At 67.4% G+C, this 16,823-nt stretch carries 16 protein-coding genes; 5 read left to right on the top strand and 11 right to left on the bottom strand.

Translation table 11 applies throughout. The features are described 5' to 3' along the window. Window positions 1–478: 478 nt before the first annotated feature. Genes cofD through GII31_RS15400 form a run of 3 tightly spaced genes read left to right on the top strand, consistent with a single transcriptional unit; the run spans window position 479 to window position 3,470 of the window. Window positions 479–1,537: a 2-phospho-L-lactate transferase gene (gene cofD, locus GII31_RS15390; protein ID WP_213244281.1), complete on the top strand. Its 1,059-nt coding sequence runs from the start codon at window positions 479–481 to the stop codon at window positions 1,535–1,537. Further along, window positions 1,534–2,895, top strand: coding sequence for a coenzyme F420-0:L-glutamate ligase (locus GII31_RS15395; protein ID WP_213244282.1), 1,362 nt, complete (start codon window positions 1,534–1,536; stop codon window positions 2,893–2,895). The genes cofD and GII31_RS15395 overlap by 4 nt, the downstream gene beginning before the upstream one ends. Then, window positions 2,892–3,470 (top strand): NUDIX hydrolase, encoded by a 579-nt coding sequence (locus GII31_RS15400; protein WP_213244283.1) that lies wholly within the window; start codon window positions 2,892–2,894, stop codon window positions 3,468–3,470. Before GII31_RS15395 ends, GII31_RS15400 begins: the two co-directional genes overlap by 4 nt. A gap of 31 nt (window positions 3,471–3,501) precedes the next feature. Here the strand turns inward: GII31_RS15400 and glgC are convergent, their stop codons facing one another. Next, window positions 3,502–4,725, bottom strand: coding sequence for a glucose-1-phosphate adenylyltransferase (gene glgC, locus GII31_RS15405; protein WP_213244284.1), 1,224 nt, complete (start codon window positions 4,723–4,725; stop codon window positions 3,502–3,504). A 143-nt stretch (window positions 4,726–4,868) separates the two neighbouring features. On the opposite strand from glgC, the gene glgA reads away from it, so the two are divergent. Further along, on the top strand, window positions 4,869–6,080 hold the full coding sequence (glgA, locus tag GII31_RS15410) for a glycogen synthase (RefSeq protein ID WP_213244285.1): 1,212 nt from the start codon (window positions 4,869–4,871) through the stop codon (window positions 6,078–6,080). Here the strand turns inward: glgA and GII31_RS15415 are convergent. The 10 genes from GII31_RS15415 to dapE form a co-directional block, all read right to left on the bottom strand. Further along, entirely contained in the window at window positions 6,071–6,907 is an 837-nt protein-coding gene (locus GII31_RS15415; protein WP_322973076.1) for a methyltransferase domain-containing protein, read from the bottom strand. The two genes, glgA and GII31_RS15415, sit on opposite strands and share 10 nt — an antisense overlap. A gap of 128 nt (window positions 6,908–7,035) precedes the next feature. Continuing rightward, window positions 7,036–7,203, bottom strand: a complete 168-nt coding sequence (locus tag GII31_RS15420; protein ID WP_005192435.1) for a DUF3117 domain-containing protein — start codon at window positions 7,201–7,203, stop codon at window positions 7,036–7,038. Between the two features lie 111 nt (window positions 7,204–7,314). Continuing rightward, the gene (locus tag GII31_RS15425; protein WP_246221900.1) at window positions 7,315–7,770 is read right to left on the bottom strand and encodes a DivIVA domain-containing protein; all 456 of its coding nucleotides are present in this window, start codon (window positions 7,768–7,770) and stop codon (window positions 7,315–7,317) included. Window positions 7,771–7,848: 78 nt separating this feature from the next. Further along, window positions 7,849–8,880: a glucosyl-3-phosphoglycerate synthase gene (locus tag GII31_RS15430; protein ID WP_213244286.1), complete on the bottom strand. Its 1,032-nt coding sequence runs from the start codon at window positions 8,878–8,880 to the stop codon at window positions 7,849–7,851. Next, window positions 8,877–9,743, bottom strand: a complete 867-nt coding sequence (gene folP, locus GII31_RS15435; RefSeq protein ID WP_213244287.1) for a dihydropteroate synthase — start codon at window positions 9,741–9,743, stop codon at window positions 8,877–8,879. Before folP ends, GII31_RS15430 begins: the two co-directional genes overlap by 4 nt. 133 nt (window positions 9,744–9,876) lie before the next feature. Beyond that, window positions 9,877–11,652 (bottom strand): long-chain-acyl-CoA synthetase, encoded by a 1,776-nt coding sequence (locus GII31_RS15440; RefSeq protein WP_213244288.1) that lies wholly within the window; start codon window positions 11,650–11,652, stop codon window positions 9,877–9,879. A gap of 122 nt (window positions 11,653–11,774) precedes the next feature. Then, on the bottom strand, window positions 11,775–12,320 hold the full coding sequence (locus GII31_RS15445; protein ID WP_213244289.1) for an LOG family protein: 546 nt from the start codon (window positions 12,318–12,320) through the stop codon (window positions 11,775–11,777). Then, the gene (locus tag GII31_RS15450; protein WP_246222330.1) at window positions 12,317–13,060 is read right to left on the bottom strand and encodes an LOG family protein; all 744 of its coding nucleotides are present in this window, start codon (window positions 13,058–13,060) and stop codon (window positions 12,317–12,319) included. The genes GII31_RS15445 and GII31_RS15450 overlap by 4 nt, the downstream gene beginning before the upstream one ends. A gap of 74 nt (window positions 13,061–13,134) precedes the next feature. Beyond that, window positions 13,135–14,202 carry an IS110 family RNA-guided transposase gene (locus GII31_RS15455; protein ID WP_246221901.1) on the bottom strand — a complete coding sequence of 356 codons (1,068 nt, stop codon included), beginning with the start codon at window positions 14,200–14,202 and terminating at the stop codon, window positions 13,135–13,137. A 276-nt stretch (window positions 14,203–14,478) separates the two neighbouring features. Then, a complete protein-coding gene (gene dapE / locus GII31_RS15460; RefSeq protein WP_213244292.1) occupies window positions 14,479–15,597 on the bottom strand; it encodes a succinyl-diaminopimelate desuccinylase in 1,119 nt (372 codons plus the stop codon). Between the two features lie 136 nt (window positions 15,598–15,733). On the opposite strand from dapE, the gene dapD reads away from it, so the two are divergent. After that, the gene (dapD, locus tag GII31_RS15465; RefSeq protein WP_213244293.1) at window positions 15,734–16,684 is read left to right on the top strand and encodes a 2,3,4,5-tetrahydropyridine-2,6-dicarboxylate N-succinyltransferase; all 951 of its coding nucleotides are present in this window, start codon (window positions 15,734–15,736) and stop codon (window positions 16,682–16,684) included. Window positions 16,685–16,823: the final 139 nt, after the last annotated feature.

The following is a 16,823-nucleotide window of genomic DNA, read 5'->3' on the forward strand; positions in this document are numbered from 1 at the left end:
CGGCAAATAATCGAACATTCGATCGAACGTTGTGACATCCAAGGACTCTCAACCATTTTCGATCTCAAATCATAAATGACACCGTTGTGATTACACACGCCCCTGCGCGCTCCGGTCAAGTCCGAATCCAAGATCAGTCAATATCGATCCTTCCCGACCGCGTCCACCCGATCACGAACCTCCGTCCCCCACGGGCGGCAACCGGTTCACAGCGACAAACACCACCTCGCCGGGGACCATAAACCTACCGGTGACAGCAGCCGTCCGTCCTGCGTACGGACATATCGTGGCACTGCGCAACACCCGAGAGGTGTTCTGCGATCCGGGCGCCCCGAGTCCGCGCACCTATACCCCTGCTGCCCGTACCCCGGTCATACCAACTGCCCAGACCGTCCAGACCGTCCAGGACCCCCACTACTACGGAACGACATGAACACCACGACCGACCGCCGGCACGGTATGCCCTAGACTCGATGCGGTGAAAGTGACCGTGCTCGCCGGTGGTGTCGGCGGCGCCAGATTCCTGCTCGGCGTACGTGAGCTGCTCGGCCCGACTCCGTTTCCTCCCCCACTCACCGAATCGGGCGAACCGGCCGATTCGGCCGGTGATCATGAGGTGACCGCGATAGTCAATGTGGGCGACGACGTCCGGATGCACGGAATGCGGATCTGTCCCGACCTCGATACCTGCATGTATACCCTCGGCGGCGGTATCGACGCCGAGCGCGGCTGGGGTCGCGAACACGAAACATGGAACGCCAAAGAAGAATTGGCCGCCTATGGGGCCGATCCCGACTGGTTCGGTCTCGGTGACCGCGACCTGGCCACCCATCTGATCCGCACGCAGATGCTCGACGCCGGATACCGGCTGTCGGACATCACCGCCGCACTGTGCCGCAGGTGGCAGCCCGGCGTACGGTTGCTGCCGGCCACCGACAACCGCTGCGAAACCCATGTGAAGGTCGCCAAACCCGGTGGCGGGGAAGGCGAATACGTCGCCATTCACTTCGAGGAATGGTGGGTGCGCCATCGCGCCCAGCTACCCGCGCACGGCTTCGTGCAGATCGGCGCCGACCGCGCCACCGCCGCCCCCGGAGTGCTCGAGGCGATCGCCGAGGCCGACATCATCCTGCTCGCGCCGAGCAATCCGGTCGTCAGCATCGGGGCGATTCTCGCCGTACCCGGCATCCGCGGCGCGCTGCGCACCACGCGGGCGCCTGTTGTGGGCGTATCCCCGGTCATCGACAACAAGCCTCTGCGCGGCATGGCCGACGAGTGCCTGTCCGCGATCGGGGTGTCCACCTCGGCACAGGCCATCGCCGCGCACTACGGTCCGCGCCGGGCAAACGGAATCCTCGACGGCTGGCTGATCGCCGAGGGCGACCAGGCCCGGGTCGACGGTATCGCCGTCGGCAACGCACCGTTGCTGATGACCGACCCGCGCACCACCGCGCGCATAGTCGCCGACGCCTGCGCGCTCGTCGGTGTCGACACACCGGCCGTCGACACACCGCACATCGACGGGGAGAACCGATGACCATCACCGACCACGCGCCCGGTTCGGCGATCGAGATCTTCCCGGTCACCGGTCTCGGCGAATTCGGTCCCGGCTCGGACATCGCCGCCGAGATCATCGGCGCAACAGATCGATCCGGTGGACCAGGCCTTCGTGACGGCGACGTGGTGGTGGTGACCAGCAAGATCTTCTCCAAGACCGAAGGCCGCATGGTGCCGGCGCCGACCGCCCCCGAGGAACGGGACCGGCTGCGCCGCAAGCTGATCAGCGAGGAGACCGTCCGCATCCTGGCCCGCAGGAACGCCACCTGGATCACCGAGAACCGCAACGGGCTCGTGCAGGCCGCCGCCGGTGTCGACGGATCGAACGTGGCCCGCGATCAACTCGCTCTGCTCCCCCTCGACCCCGACGCCAGCGCCGCCGCTCTCCGTCGCCGGATCAATGAGCTGTCCAGCCGCACAGTCGGTGTCATCGTCACCGACACCATGGGCCGGGCCTGGCGGACCGGGCAGACCGATGTGGCGATCGGAGCGGCGGGCATCGCCGTATCGCACGGCTACGACGGCTCCGTGGACTCCTACGGCAACCCGCTGATCGTCACCGACATCGCGGTCGCCGATGAGATCGCCGCCGCCGCCGACCTCGCCAAGGGAAAGCTCGGCGGCGTGCCCGTGGCCGTTGTGCGCGGCCTGCGGGTGATCGACGACGGCACCACCGCCCGCGATCTGGTGCGGCCCATCGAGGACGACTTGTTTCGGCTCGGCACCGAGGAGGCAATCCGGCAGGGCCGGCTCGAGGCGTTGCTGACGCGGCGTTCGGTCCGTGCCTTCGATTCCCGTACGGTCGAACCGGAAATCCTGCGCGAGGCGTGTGCCGATGCGCTCACCGCACCCGCGCCGCATCACACGCACCCGGTGCGGTTCGTCTGGCTGCGCGACCGTGCCCGCCGGGCAAAGCTGCTGGAGGCGATGGCCGACCGCTGGCGCACCGACCTCCGATCCGATTCCATGACAGCCGAATCCATCGACAGGCGACTGGCCCGGGGCGATATCCTCTACACCGCGCCGGAGGTGGTCATACCCTTCCTCGTCGGCGACGGCGCGCACACTTATCCGGACGAACGCCGCAACACCTGCGAGCACACCATGTTCACCGTTGCCGCCGGCGGTGCGGTGAACGCGCTGCTGGTGGCGCTGTCGGTGCGGGGCGTGGGCAGTTGCTGGATCGGTTCCACCATCTTCGCCGCCGACACCGTCCGCGAGGTACTCTGTCTCGACCCGCACTGGGAACCGCTGGGCGCGATCGCCGTCGGATACCCCCTCGGCGAGGCGGGACTGCGCCCGCCCGCCGATACCGTCGGCTTGGTCGTGGAACTGTGAGCACCGCACTGCACCGGTCGGCCGTCGCCACATTGAGTGCCTGGCAGCCGCCCGACGAGGCGCAGAACACGTTGCGCCACACCTACCTCGCGTTTCTCGACGCAACACCCGACGCCTGCCTGCGGCGATCGGTACCCGGACACCTCACCGCCTCGGTCATCGTCCTCGACGCCACCCACAGCCACGTGCTGCTCACCCTGCATCCACGCGTCGGCGCCTGGATTCAGCTCGGCGGACACTGCGAACCCGACGACGCGAGCATCGCCGACGCGGCGCTGCGCGAGGGCCGGGAGGAATCCGGGATCGAGAACCTCGACCTGAGCGCCGGTATCGCCGGGCTCCACACCCACCCCATCACCTGTTCGCTCGGTGTACCCACCCGCCACCTCGATGTGCGGTTCGTCGCGGTGACCGCACCCGTATCCGACGGTTCGCTGCCACCGATCACCCGCAGCGACGAATCGACCGACCTGGCCTGGTGGCCCGTCGACGCCCTGCCCGACAACCACGGCACCGACCTGCCCGAACTGATCGGGCAGGCCCGCATCGCTCTTCGCCGGTCCACCGGCGCCTGAACCCGCAGCCCGGTCAGGTACGGCAGCCCGGTCAGGTGCCGCCGACCGTCACGCCCTTGCCGACGGCCACCACGCCGCCCGAACTCACCGAGTACTGGGCACGATCGGCCTCCGGGTCGACACCGATGGCCTGACCGTCGGCGACCACGACGTTCTTGTCGAGAATCGCGCGGCGCACCACCGCGCCCTTTCCGACGCGGACTCCCGGCATGAGCACGCTGTCCTCCACGATCGCACCGGTCTCGACCACCACGTCCGAGGACAGCACCGAGCGGGTGACGGTCGCCCCGGAGATGATGCAGCCGGCACCGACCACCGAGTTCTCGGCGTGGCCACCCTCGACGAACTTGGCCGGGGGCAGGTTCAGGCTTTCGCCCCGGATCGGCCAGCGCCTGTTGTACAGATTGAACACCGGGTGCACCGATACCAGATCCATGTGGGCGTCGTAGAACGCGTCGAGCGTACCCACGTCGCGCCAATAGCCCTTGTCACGTTCGGTGGCACCGGGAACCTCGTTGTCCTTGAAGTCGTAGACGTACGCGGACTCGCGGGCGACGAAGGCGGGGATGATGTCGCCGCCCATGTCGTGATCGGAGTCCGAGTCGGCGGCGTCCGACCGCAACGCCTGCACGAGCGCGTCGGTGGTGAACACGTAGTTACCCATCGAGGCGAAGGTGACGTCCGGATCGTCGGGGGTACCCGGCGGATCCTTGGGCTTCTCCAGGAAGCGGGTGATGCGACCGGAGGCGTCCGCGTCGATACAGCCGAAGGCGAAGGCCTCGGACCGGGGCACCCGGATCCCGGCCACCGTCACATCGGCACCCGAGCGCACATGGGCCTCGACCATCTGCGACGGATCCATCCGGTACACGTGATCGGCGCCGAAAACCACGATGTACTCGGGCTTCTCGTCGGTGATCAGGTTCATCGACTGGAAGATCGCATCCGCACTGCCGGTGTACCAGCGCGGGCCGAGCCGCTGCTGGGCCGGCACGGGAGTGATGTACTCGCCGTGGAAGCCCGAACTCCACCACGTCTGGGAGATGTGCCTGTCGAGCGAATGCGACTTGTATTGCGTCAGTACGCAAATCCGCTCGTAACCGGCGTTCACCAGATTCGACAGGACAAAGTCGATGAGGCGATAGGCACCCCCGAACGGCACGGCCGGCTTGGCGCGGTCCATGGTCAGTGGGTACAGGCGCTTGCCCTCGCCGCCGGCGAGGACAATACCGAGCACGTGCGGCTGTGATCTCACCCTCTCAACTTAACCGCCAACGGGGACCCTGGCCATACGAACGAGCGGGCAATACTCACGAGACCCTCGAACGTTCGGGACCTTTCGTCACCAATTGTCGGGTTGTGTGGCGGACTGCGGACCGGAGCACTAGCGTCGTGCGCATGCGGGTGGCGATGATGACGCGTGAGTATCCTCCCGAGGTCTACGGCGGTGCCGGTGTACATGTCACCGAACTCGTCAGACATCTCGGTGCTTTGACCACGGTCGAGGTGCACTGCATGGGCGCCGAACGCCCGACCGCGGCGGTGTACGGGCCCGACCCCGGACTGGCCGGGGCCAACGCCGCCATCACCACACTGTCCACGGACCTGCGGATGGCCGTCGGCGCCGCCGGTGCCGACATCGTGCATTCGCACACCTGGTACACGGGCCTGGCCGGTCATCTCGCGGCCCAGTTGTACGGCGTCCCGCACATTCTCACCGCGCACTCCCTCGAGCCGATGCGGCCGTGGAAGGCCGAACAACTGGGCGGCGGCTACCGGGTGTCGAGTTGGGCCGAGCGCAACGCCGTCGAATACGCCGACGCGGTCATCGCCGTCAGCTCCGGGATGCGGACCGACGTGTGCACCACCTATCCGCGTCTGGACCCCGACCGTGTTCACGTGGTGCGCAACGGCATCGACACCGAATCGTGGTATCCGGTCGACGACCCGTACGGACCGGAGTCGACGTTGACCGCACTCGGCGTCGACCCGGACCGGCCGATCGTCGCATTCGTCGGCCGGATCACCCGGCAGAAGGGCGTGGCGCACCTGGTGGCCGCCGCCCACCACTTCGATCCATCGATCCAGCTGGTGCTGTGCGCCGGCGCGCCCGACACCCCGGAGATCGGGGCCGAGATCGAGTCGTCGGTGGCGGCGCTCTCTGCGGCACGGGCGGGTGTGTATTGGGTCAGGGACATGCTCCCCCTTCCCCGGATCAGAGAGATCCTCACCGCGGCAAGTGTTTTCGTTTGTCCATCGGTGTACGAACCGCTGGGCATCGTCAACCTTGAGGCGATGGCATGCCGGACCGCGGTGGTGGCCTCGGCCGTCGGCGGTATCCCCGAGGTGGTCGAGGACACCGTCACCGGCAGCCTCGTACCGTACGATCCGGCCGACCCGACCGGGTTCGAGCATGCGCTCGCCGACGCGGTGAACGCCGTGGTGAACAATCCGGCCGAGGCCGCCGCGATGGGCATCGCCGGGCGCGAGCGGGCCGCCGCGGAGTTCTCCTGGGCGGCAATCGCCGAACAGACCCTCCAGGTGTACCGCTCGACTCTCATCCAGGCCCAATCCGGCCCGGGCGCACACCCCGCCAGTCCTCAGCCCTGAAGTGGGAACACCGCCACTCGCACCGCGACGGTGACCGGGACCGTGGACCGATCACCCGCCATCGCCTGTGCGGAGGCCGCGATCTCGGCCTCGCCGCGATGAAATGCCGTCGGACCCATCGCCACCAGATCTGCCACCAGCGCAGCCGACGCGTCGACCCGGTAGGTGAGCGAGCGCGCCGACGGTGGCTCGAACTGCGCCGCCATATCGGCGTCGAGCCTGGCATCCTTGTCCTCGGCGATCCGCAGCATATCCATCGGACCCGCGAGTTCGGCCAGATGCCCGGGTTCGGGGGTCACCGTCACCACCACCCCACCGGGTCGCAGGATGCGGGCGAAGTCGGCGACATTGCGCGGTGAGAACACCGACAACACCGCGGCCACCGACGACGAACGAATCGGCAACCCCGACCACGCATCCGCCACCACAGCGGCGGAGCGGATGTGCGACCGCACGGTCGCCCTGGCGCAGGACTTGGACAGATCGATACCGATTCCCCGCGCATCCGGCCGCGCGTCGAGCACGGCCGCGAGGTAGTGCCCGGTACCGCAACCGATGTCCGCGACGACCGGACCGTATGGATGGACCGGACCCGCCGGCCCCACGGTCTCGGCGATCACCGCCGACACGATCTCGGCCACCGCCGCCGCCACAGGATCGAACGCCCCCGCACCGTGCACGCGCTCGCGCGCGGCCACCATCGTCGAAGTGTCCGAACGCAATCCACGACTGCGCCCGTCGAGCAACGAGACATATCCCTGTTTTGCGACATCGAAGGAGTGTGCCGCCGCACAGATCAGCGATCGGCCCCCGGGTCCGGCGCGCAGCGACCCGACAAGGCCGTCGTCACCGGACGATGACGCGACCGACGCTGATGCGCCTCGGGTCGCACAGACCGGGCAGCGCAGTTCGTCAAGCACCGCGCCGAGCGCGGGCCGGACGAAAGCACCCGAGGTCAGCCGGTGACTCCGCGCAGTTCTTCGCCGAGTGCGCTGGCCTCGTCGGGCGTCAGTTCGACAACAAGGCGTCCGCCGCCCTCGATGGGAATCCTGACAACGATTCCACGCCCTTCCTTGGCCGCCTCGAGAGGACCATCCCCAGTACGTGGCTTCATCGCCGCCATTCTCGAACTCCCTTCAGAGCAACTGCCTGGCTCATATAGTACTTGCCGCACCACCCGTACACGCCGATCACGTGCCGGTCCGGCACCGGGTAACCGGCACAGCCATCCATGTTACCCGTCAGTACTGTCCAGTGATTGCCCGTGGTCCGATGAAACCCCTGATGAAACCTCCGGTGATACCCCGCCTCCGGGTGATTCCGGACCCTCCGCTGATTCCGGACCCTCCGCTGATTCCGGGCGGCCGGCGCTCTCGGGTGATTCCGGCCCGCCGGATGATTCCGGGCGCGCCCGAAGCCGAACCACCACCGCGTGCAACTCGTCGAGTTCGCGGGCCAGCTTCTCCAGCGCCCAGTCCACCTCGTCCTGGCGATAGCCACGGACCGCCTGCGTGAACGTCAGGGCCCGCACATCGTCCCCGGACACCCCGGCCCGCGGCAGCCGGGTCAGCGTCGTACCGCGCTCCAGCGGGGGGAGATCCTCGCCCCGGCCGAACACGAACCAGACCACCGCGAAGACCACCACCACCACGAGCGCCATCACCAGCAGATAGATCAGGATTGTCTGCACGCCTCCATAGTGGCACGGCGTGCCCGGCCGATCGCCGCACCCGCTCGTGGGCGGTCCATCAACTCCCGCGCCCGCCGGCTACGAGGCGATCTCCTCGTCACCGGCCGCTTCCGGGCGGATGGTGCTCATCGGCGGGCGGTCTTCCAGATAGACATCGGTGGTATGCGGGCTGAACGAACCGTCGGGTTCGGCCGTGAACTGGGTCAGACCCACGTTGGAATCGGGAAAACCGCACCGCCGCATGAACGTTCCCACGATCTGCCGGCTCATCACGCCGAGCTCGATCAGTGGCCGGTTGCGGTGCGTGCGCACACCCAGATTGACCTGTCCGATGCCGTTCAGGCCGTACTTGTCGTAGGTGTCGACCAGCAGGCCGATCTCCACGCCGTAACCCGGTGCGAACGGTACCGACGACAACAGCTCACGGGTACCCGCGTACTCGCCGCCCAGCGGCTGCAGCACCGCGGTCAGATCCGGCTTCTGCGAGGCCAGCAGCGGCCTCGCGACCAGCTCGGTCACCCGGCCGCCGCCGTTGGGATCGGAGGACCCACCGGTCTTCAGCGGACGCCGGTAGTAGCCCTTCACCAGATGGATCTCCGGATTCATCAGCAACGGGCCGAGCATCTTGGGCACGAACATCGGATCGGGATCGATCAGGTCCGAGTCGACGAAGGCGATCAGGTCTCCGCCGGTGACCGCGATCGAACGCCACAGCACCTCACCCTTGCCCTTGACGGGTTCGAGTTCGGGCACCGCCTCCTCACGGCTGATCACCCGCGCGCCCGCCGCCGTGGCACGCTCGGCGGTGGCGTCGGTCGACCCGGAGTCGAGAACGATGACCTCGTCGACCAGATCCGGGTACAGCGGCATGATCGAGGCGATCACGTCGGCGACCGTCTCCTCCTCATTGAGCGCGGGCAGCACCACCGAGATGGTGCGGCCGTCCTTGGCGGCGACGAGCTCCTCGATCGTCCAGTCGGGCTGTTCCCAGGTGTGCGTGACGGACCAGTCCCGCCTGGGGCTGCCCGTGTCGGCCGGTGCGGGCCACATCGCGGCCTTGTCGCGCGTGCTGATCTTGCTCGGCGTGCGTCGCTTGGCTGGTTTGGTCATGCAAGTCCCCTGACTGTTCGGGCGGGAGCTCTCGTTCCCGCTATGGCAGCGACCATGTCGACCACGCGTCGGGTGGCGGCAACCTCGTGCACACGAAACATCCGGGCGCCGTCGGCGGCGGCCAATGCTGTTGCGGCGAGTGTTCCCTCCAGCCGGTCTGCGAGATCCACACCAAGAGTCTCCCCCACAAAATCCTTGTTACTCAGCGCCATCAACACCGGCCAACCGGTATTAACAAGATCTTTCAGCTGACGTAACAAGGCCAATCCGTGGAAAGTGTTTTTCCCGAAATCGTGCGTCGGGTCGATAACGATCGAGTCGCGGGCCACGCCCACGGCCAGCGCCCGATCGGCGGCCGAGGTCACCTCGGCGAGCACATCGGACACCACGTCGTCGTAGGCGACGCGGTGCGGACGGGTACGCACCCGCGCCCCGCCCGTGTGCGAGCACACGATGCCCGCGCCCATCGTCGCGGCCACCGACACCAACTCCGGGTCGGCCCCGGCCCAGGTGTCATTGATCAGGTCGGCGCCTTCGGCGCAGGCCTTGGCGGCCACCTCCGCGCGCCAGGTGTCGACGCTGATGAGCACGTCGGGGTACTGCTCCCGGATCCAGCCGATCATGCCCACGACCCGCTGCGCCTCGGTGGCGGCGTCCACCTCCTCGCCGGGCCCCGCCTTGACCCCGCCGATGTCGATGACGTCGGCGCCCTCGGCGACAACCCGGTGCACCCGCGCCTGCGCGGGTGCGTCGGCAAAGCTCGCACCCCGGTCGTAGAACGAATCCGGGGTGCGGTTGACGATGGCCATCACGAGCGCGCGGTCGGTTGCCACCGGACGGCCGCACAGGGTTGGCCAGATCATGGGTTCCCCACTGTCATACTTCCCACACTAACGGCACCCGGTGAATATCCCCGGCCCCGTCCCGCGCGGGCGGTCGCCGCCCCGGGGCCGTCAGCCGGCCCCGGGAACAGCCCCGGCCCGGCGCGCCCGGGCGCTACCCGCGCGGAACCTTCGCGGCGGCGACATCGGCGACGTACCCGTCGTAGAAGGGGACATAGCCCTTCATCCGGCCGGCGAGCACGTACAGCGGGTCACCGCCCGCCTCGCCGTAGCCCTCGTTGCGCAACTCCACCTTGCGGGTCTTGAACGTGGAGGTCGCCTCCAGTTCGTCGACGATGCGCACGAACAGCGGGATCGCGTACCCGGGCAGCGTGTCGTAGAGATGTGCGGCCAGTTTCACCGGGTCCAGGCTCTGCCCGTCATACAGCTTCACCGCGACCATGCCGGCCTTGCCATCGGTACCCGGGATCGCCACACCGTAGGCGACGGCCTGCTCGACCCCGTCGACCACGTCGACCGCGCCCTCGACCTCGGTGGTGGCGACGTTCTCACCCTTCCACCGAAAGGTATCGCCGAGTCGGTCGACGAACGAGACATGCGAGAAGCCCTGATCGTGTACCAGATCACCGGAGTTGAAGTAGGCGTCACCGTCCTTGAAGGCATCGCGGATCACCTTCTTCTCGGTCTCCTGGGCGTCGGTGTAGCCGTCGAGCGGGACCCGGTCGCTGATCTGGGCGAGCAACAGGCCCGTACCACCCTTACCCACCTTGGAGAGGCGTCCCTTGGCATCCCGCTTGGGGCTGCCGTCGTCGTTGTAGTCGACGATCACGTACGGCAACGGGCAGAACCCGGCGGTCTTGTCGACGCTGAACGCGTTGATGAAGGCGATGTTGAGTTCGCTCGCGCCGTAGAACTCGACGATCCGGTCGATACCGAATCGCTGCGCGAACTCTTCCCAGATGTCCGGGCGCATACCGTTGCCGACGATCAGGCGCACCGAGTGCCCGCGATCGGTCTCCTTGGGCGGCTGCGCGGCCAAGTACCGGCACAGTTCACCGATGTAGCAGAATGCGGTGGCGCGGTTGAGGATCACGTCGTCCCAGAATTTCGACGCCGAGAACTTGCGGCCGATCGCCACACACGCCCCACCGGCCAGGACCGATCCGAGCGACACCGACAGCGCGTTGTTGTGGTACAGCGGCAGCGCTACGTACATGGTGTCGTCGTGATGCAGCCGCACCCCGAGACCACCGATTCCCGAATAGTTGGCCAGCCAGCGGTTATGGCTCATGACGCTGGCCTTGGGCAGGCCGGTGGTGCCGGAGGTGAAGATGTAGAACGCGTCGGTGGCGGCGGGCAGTTCCTTGGTGATCGCCGGATCGGTGTCGGGTTTGCCGTCGGCGGCCACGTTCAGCGCGGTGAAGTCGAAGGCCCGCGGCGGCAACGCGGCCGACGACACCGAGTGATACACGTCGGCGCACTCGGGGTCGTACACCAGAACCTTGGCCTGGAGTAGCGACAGGCTGTGCTCGGCGACATCCCCGAGCTGGTTGTAGTTCATCATTCCCGCGGTCGCGCCGAGTTTGACCGTGGCCAGGATGACGTACAGATCGGTCGGGCAGTTCTTCGACAGGATCGCCACCACGTCGCCGCTACCGACGCCGTTCTCCACGAGTACCGCCGCGTACCGGTTCACCAGGCGGTTGGCCTCGCCGTAAGAGGTGGTGACGCCCTCGAACCGCACGAACGGGCGCTCCGGATGCGCCTTCGCCAGGTTCTGGAAGATCAGGCCGATGGTCTTCTTCATCGAAGGCGAACGCAGGACCAGACCCGGAGCGTGCTTGACGATGCCCGGAATGTCGGGGGCCATCTTCACCAGTCCGCGTGCCACGTCGGCCACACCGACTGTCTTACGATCGTCGTTGCCCATATGTTTCGGATCTCCCCTGGTCTTCTGGCCACAGCCATCGAGTGCACACGTGAACACCGGATACCCTGAGGCCGGCCCCCCGCAGGGAACCGTCACCGCCGGCACCGGTGGTGCAGATCACTTTACCGGCCGGTAGCAAGTTCGAGCGCACCGACCACCGAATCGACCACCAGCAACCGGTCCATGGCCCGCCGCGACACGAACCCGTCGGCCAGGCGGGCGTTGAGCCAGTCCAGCAGCGGCGCGTAGAAGCCCTCCGGATCGAGCAGGACGACCGGCTTGTCGTGCATCCCGAGGAAGCCACCGGTCCACGTCTCGAACAGTTCCTCGAGCGTGCCGATCCCCCCGGGGAGAGTGATGAACGCGTCGGCGCGGTCGTCCATCGCCTGCTTGCGCTGACGCATCGTGTCGGTGACGATCAGCTCGTCGGCGTCGACGTCGGCCACCTCCCGCTCCATCAGCGCGGTGGGGATGATCCCGACGGTGCGACCGCCGCCCGCACGCACCGCCCGGGCCAGCGCACCCATCATCGATACATTGCCGCCGCCCGAGACCAGGGTGTGACCGCCCGCGGCGATCGCCGCACCCACCTCCGCCGCCAGATCCAGGTAGTGCCCGTCGACCGGACCGGAGGCGCAGTACACGCAGATCGTGATCGGGGCACTCATCGGACCAGCCGTCCGTTATCGTCCTTGCCACAGGTGGGGCACGCGGTTTTCACGATCTCCACGGCCTCCTCGGGGGTGTCGACCACGTGCAGCAGATCCAGGTCATCGACCGCGATCATCCCCTCCCCGAGCAGCCGCTCACGCATCCAGTCGATCAGGCCACCCCAGTACTCACGGCCGATCAGCACGATCGGAAACCGCCCGACCTTCTTGGTCTGCACCAGGGTCAACGCCTCGAAAAGCTCATCGAGGGTGCCGAAGCCGCCCGGGAGGCAGACGAACGCCTGCGCGTACTTGACGAACATCGTCTTACGCACGAAGAAATACCGGAAATTCATGCCGACATCGACCCACGGGTTGATGTGCTGCTCGAAGGGCAACTCGATGTTCAGACCGATTGACTGGGTGCCGGCGTCGTAGGCACCACGGTTGGCGGCCTCCATGACACCCGGACCGCCGCCGGTGATCACCGCGTAGCCGGCCTCCCCGAGCGCCTGACCGAGCCGGACGGCCAGATGGTAGGCCTCGGTGTCCGGTTTGATGCGGGCAGACCCGAACACCGTGACCGCCTCGGCCACCTCACTCATCGCGTCGAAGCCGGCGACGAACTCGGACTGGATGCGCAGTACCCGCCACGAATCGCGGACGGTGCGGTCCACCCGCAGGTTGGGGTCACGCGGGTCAACCCAGGCCAGCAGATGCCGGTCGGTGGTCTCCTCGGACGGGTCGCGGCGAAACATGATCGGTCCGGCGTAGCTGGCCGACGTATCCGGGGTGGGCGGCAGATCTGGTTGACTCACGCGTTTCTCCTATGTCAAGCCGCTTGGGCGAGGGCGGTCGTCGCGGCGGCGTGATCGGCGGTCATGCGGTTGAATACGACGCGCGCGAGGCGCCGTTTGAGGCATCGCAGGGCCTCGGGTGTGGACATGCCTTCGGCCTTCTTCTTCTCGTAGTAGGCCCGGCCGAGGCCATCGAGTCGGATCTGGGTGACGGCTACGCGGTGGATGGCTGCGTTCAGTTGTCTGTTGCCTGACCTGGTGAGCCGGACCCGGCCCTTGGTGTTGCCCGACCAGACCGGGATCGGCGCGATCCCGGCATGCCGGGCGAACGCTGCCTCGGATTTGAACCGGCTGATGCCGGCGGCTTCACCGACTAGCTTGGCCGCGGTCAGGGCGCCAACACCGGGCATGGCCAGCAGCGTCGGCGCGGCCTGCTCGACCAGCCCCGCGATCCGCCGCTGGAGCTGGTTGATCCGCACCGTCAGATCGACGATGTCAGCGAGCTCGTCACGGGCCAGTTCGGCCACGATCCCGGGCGCGCCAGCGAGCCGGTCAGCAAGGATCTGCTGGTGCTTGGCCAGGTCTAGAGACGTCGCCTTCGGCGCCCATGCAGGGTCGAGTTCGTGGACGCGCCACAGTAGTCGGTTGATCGTCGCCGTGCGGTGTTTGACCAGGTCATCACGCCTGTCGACCAGCAGCTTCAGCTCCCGCGACTGCTCATCATGGGAGGCGATCGGAAGGTCCGGCTCGCGTAACGCGGCCCGGGCGACCGCGAGCGCGTCGATCGGGTCCGACTTGCCCCGCGTGCGGGCGGTACGTCGCTGCTCGGCCATCATCTTCGGCGGCACCCGCACCACCTGCTGGCCCACGGTCAACAGATCACGCTCAAGTCGTGCTGAGAGGTGGCGGCAGTCTTCGATCGCCCACAGCAGCTCGGTCCCGAACCGTTCACGCGCCCACGCGACGGCCTTGCGATGGCCAGCGGAGTCCGCGTCGAACGTCTTGTGGCCGAGCTCGCGGCCAGCCTCATCGACAGCGACAAACGTGTGCGTCCGCTTGTGTACGTCGGCTCCAACAACAACCATGGTGGTTGCCTCCTTCACTCAGATGCGAGGACGATTGGGCCGGTCGGCGGACACATCTCAGTCGGGGCGACGCCACGCTCCTATCAAGTCACGCCGGCCGGTCCTTCACACCCGATGCCGGCAAAACGCATGCTCGTCAGCCCGAAGGCGACACCAACGCTATGAGCCAGGCACCGAATGCTCAGGATCCAACCAGCCACCGATGGCGGCTGCCTTAACCCTGACACTGACGCAACGCTAGCAGCGCGTGACAGCTCGTTTCGGGATTGAAACGATTCTGCCCCGGCCAATCGATCAGGCCGACAGATAGCCGCGCAACAGATCGGTCACCTCACGGATCTGACTCGTCGGCACCCGTTCGTCGGCGCGGTGCGCCAGGCTCGGATCGCCCGGCCCCAGATTGACCGCCGGAATCCCGAGCGCGGAGAACCGGGACACGTCGGTCCACCCGAACTTCGCCCGGAACCGCCCTGACGCGGCCGCCACCAGCGCCGCCGCGGCCGGATGCGCCAGACCCGGCAGCGCCCCCGCCGCCGCATCGGTGAGTTCGAGCGTGACCGATCCCGAATCGAGCTGAGCGGCGAACACCTCCCGGACATGCGCCAGCGCGGTGTCGATGCTCCGGTCGGGTGCGAACCGGAAGTTCACGTCGACGTGCGCCGCATCCGGGATGACATTGCCCGCGACGCCACCGCCGATCGCCACCGCCGAAAGCCCCTCACGGTATTCGCAGCCGTCGATGTCCACACGGCGCGGCTGGTAGGACGCCAACGTGGTGAGCACATCGCCGAGCTTGTGAACGGCGTTGTCCCCCATCCACGATCGGGCCGAATGCGCGCGTGTTCCACCGGCCGTCAGGCGTACCCGCAGCGTGCCCTGACAGCCCGCCTCGATGAGGCCCGACGTCGGCTCGCCGAGGATCGCCACGTCGGCGGCCAGCCAGTGCGGCAGATCGCGTTGGATGTGCCCGAGACCGTTGAACTCGGCGGCGATCTCCTCACAGTCGTAGAACACCAACGTCAGATCGTGTGCCGGGTTCTCCAGGGTCGCCGCCAGATGCAGGAACACCGCGTCACCCGATTTCATGTCGGTCGTACCGCACCCGTGCAGGAACTCGTCGTCGATGCCGTAGTGCTCGTCGAAACCCGAACCCCGGCGGTGCGGAACGTTCCCGGCGATAGGCACTGTGTCGAGATGCCCGGCGAGCAGCACCCGTGTCGGCAAACCACGATCGGTGCGGGCGAGCACGCAGTTGCCGTGCCGGACCACGTCGAAACCGCTGGTCTGCGCCCGCAACGCCGCTTCCACCGCATCGGCGATCAAGCTCTCGTCGCGCGACACGCTCTCGATATCGACCAGAGCCGCGGTCAGTTCGACGGGATCGGCGCTCAGGTCCAGCTGCGGGATGCTCACACGTCCACGGTAGTCGGCGCCCCGCCACGAATCCCACCGTCGGGTTGGCCCTTCCCGTTCACCTCATCGCATTCACCGCCGCAGCCGGACACATCGGCGCGGCCCGCACCCGCGGGCAGGCCGTAAACTGCACCACGTGACTGGAGCAATCGCAACTGGTATCGCCACCCTGACCGACGACGGCGCCGTCCTCGACACCTGGTTCCCCGAACCCGCACTCGAGAACGATGTCGCCACCACCGGCACGGAGATCCTCGACCTCGCCGACATCCCCGCCGACCTCGAACCGCTCGTGGGCACCGACGAGGCACGCGGGGTCAAGATCGTCGCGGTCCGCACGTCCATCGCCGACATCGCCGCCGCCCCCATCGACGCCCACGACGTGTACCTGCGACTGCATCTGCTCTCGCACCGGCTCGTCGCACCCCACGGGATCAACCTCGACGGCCAGTTCGGGCTGCTCACCAACGTGGTGTGGACCAACCACGGCCCGTGCGCCGTCGACGGATTCGAGAAGACGCGGCTGCGGCTACGGGCCCGCGGCCCCGTGACCGTCACCCACATCGACAAGTTCCCACGGATGGTCGACTACGTGATCCCCACCGGCATCCGGATCGGTGACGCCGACCGTGTGCGACTGGGCGCACACCTGGCATCCGGTACCACCGTCATGCACGAGGGTTTCGTCAACTTCAACGCCGGCACCCTCGGCACCTCGATGGTCGAGGGCCGTATCTCGGCGGGCGTCGTCGTCGGCGACGGCTCGGACGTGGGCGGCGGTGCGTCGACCATGGGCACACTGTCCGGCGGCGGCAAAGAGATCATCGCACTCGGCGAACGGTGCCTGCTCGGCGCGAACTCCGGCTGCGGTATCCCGCTCGGCGACGACTGCGTCATCGAGGCCGGACTGTACGTCACCGCCGGCACCAAGGTGACCGGCCCCGACGGCACCCGGGTCAGCGCCCGCGATTTCGCCGGCGCCTCCAACCTGCTGTTCCGTCGCAACAGCATCACCGGCGCCGTCGAGGTACTGCCCTGGAAGGGCGACGGCATCGCCCTCAACCACATCCTGCATAAAAACGACTGAGCCTCGCGACGCGCCCACGTCGCGTTCACATCTGACCTTGCCCGTGGTTTCGGTCCGTCGACAGGCGGACCGAAACCATGACGCGGAGCAAGATCCACCCCCAGACGATAAGTCAGGTGACGCCGTCACGTTCAAAGGC

This window comes from Gordonia pseudamarae, assembly GCF_025273675.1.
GTDB classification, from domain to species: Bacteria; Actinomycetota; Actinomycetes; order Mycobacteriales; family Mycobacteriaceae; genus Gordonia; species Gordonia pseudamarae.

What these genes read in the sequence shown, in the direction of transcription:
- GII31_RS15450 (WP_246222330.1), bottom strand. Translation starts at nt 13,060, where the DNA reads ATGTTTCGCCGCGACCCGTCCGAGGAGACCACCGACCGGCATCTGCTG.
- GII31_RS15420 (WP_005192435.1), bottom strand. Translation starts at nt 7,203, where the DNA reads ATGGCGGCGATGAAGCCACGTACTGGGGATGGTCCTCTCGAGGCGGCC.
- GII31_RS15395 (WP_213244282.1), top strand. Translation starts at nt 1,534, where the DNA reads ATGACCATCACCGACCACGCGCCCGGTTCGGCGATCGAGATCTTCCCG.
- GII31_RS15430 (WP_213244286.1), bottom strand. Translation starts at nt 8,880, where the DNA reads ATGACCAAACCAGCCAAGCGACGCACGCCGAGCAAGATCAGCACGCGC.
- glgA (WP_213244285.1), top strand. Translation starts at nt 4,869, where the DNA reads ATGCGGGTGGCGATGATGACGCGTGAGTATCCTCCCGAGGTCTACGGC.
- GII31_RS15440 (WP_213244288.1), bottom strand. Translation starts at nt 11,652, where the DNA reads ATGGGCAACGACGATCGTAAGACAGTCGGTGTGGCCGACGTGGCACGC.
- folP (WP_213244287.1), bottom strand. Translation starts at nt 9,743, where the DNA reads ATGATCTGGCCAACCCTGTGCGGCCGTCCGGTGGCAACCGACCGCGCG.
- GII31_RS15445 (WP_213244289.1), bottom strand. Translation starts at nt 12,320, where the DNA reads ATGAGTGCCCCGATCACGATCTGCGTGTACTGCGCCTCCGGTCCGGTC.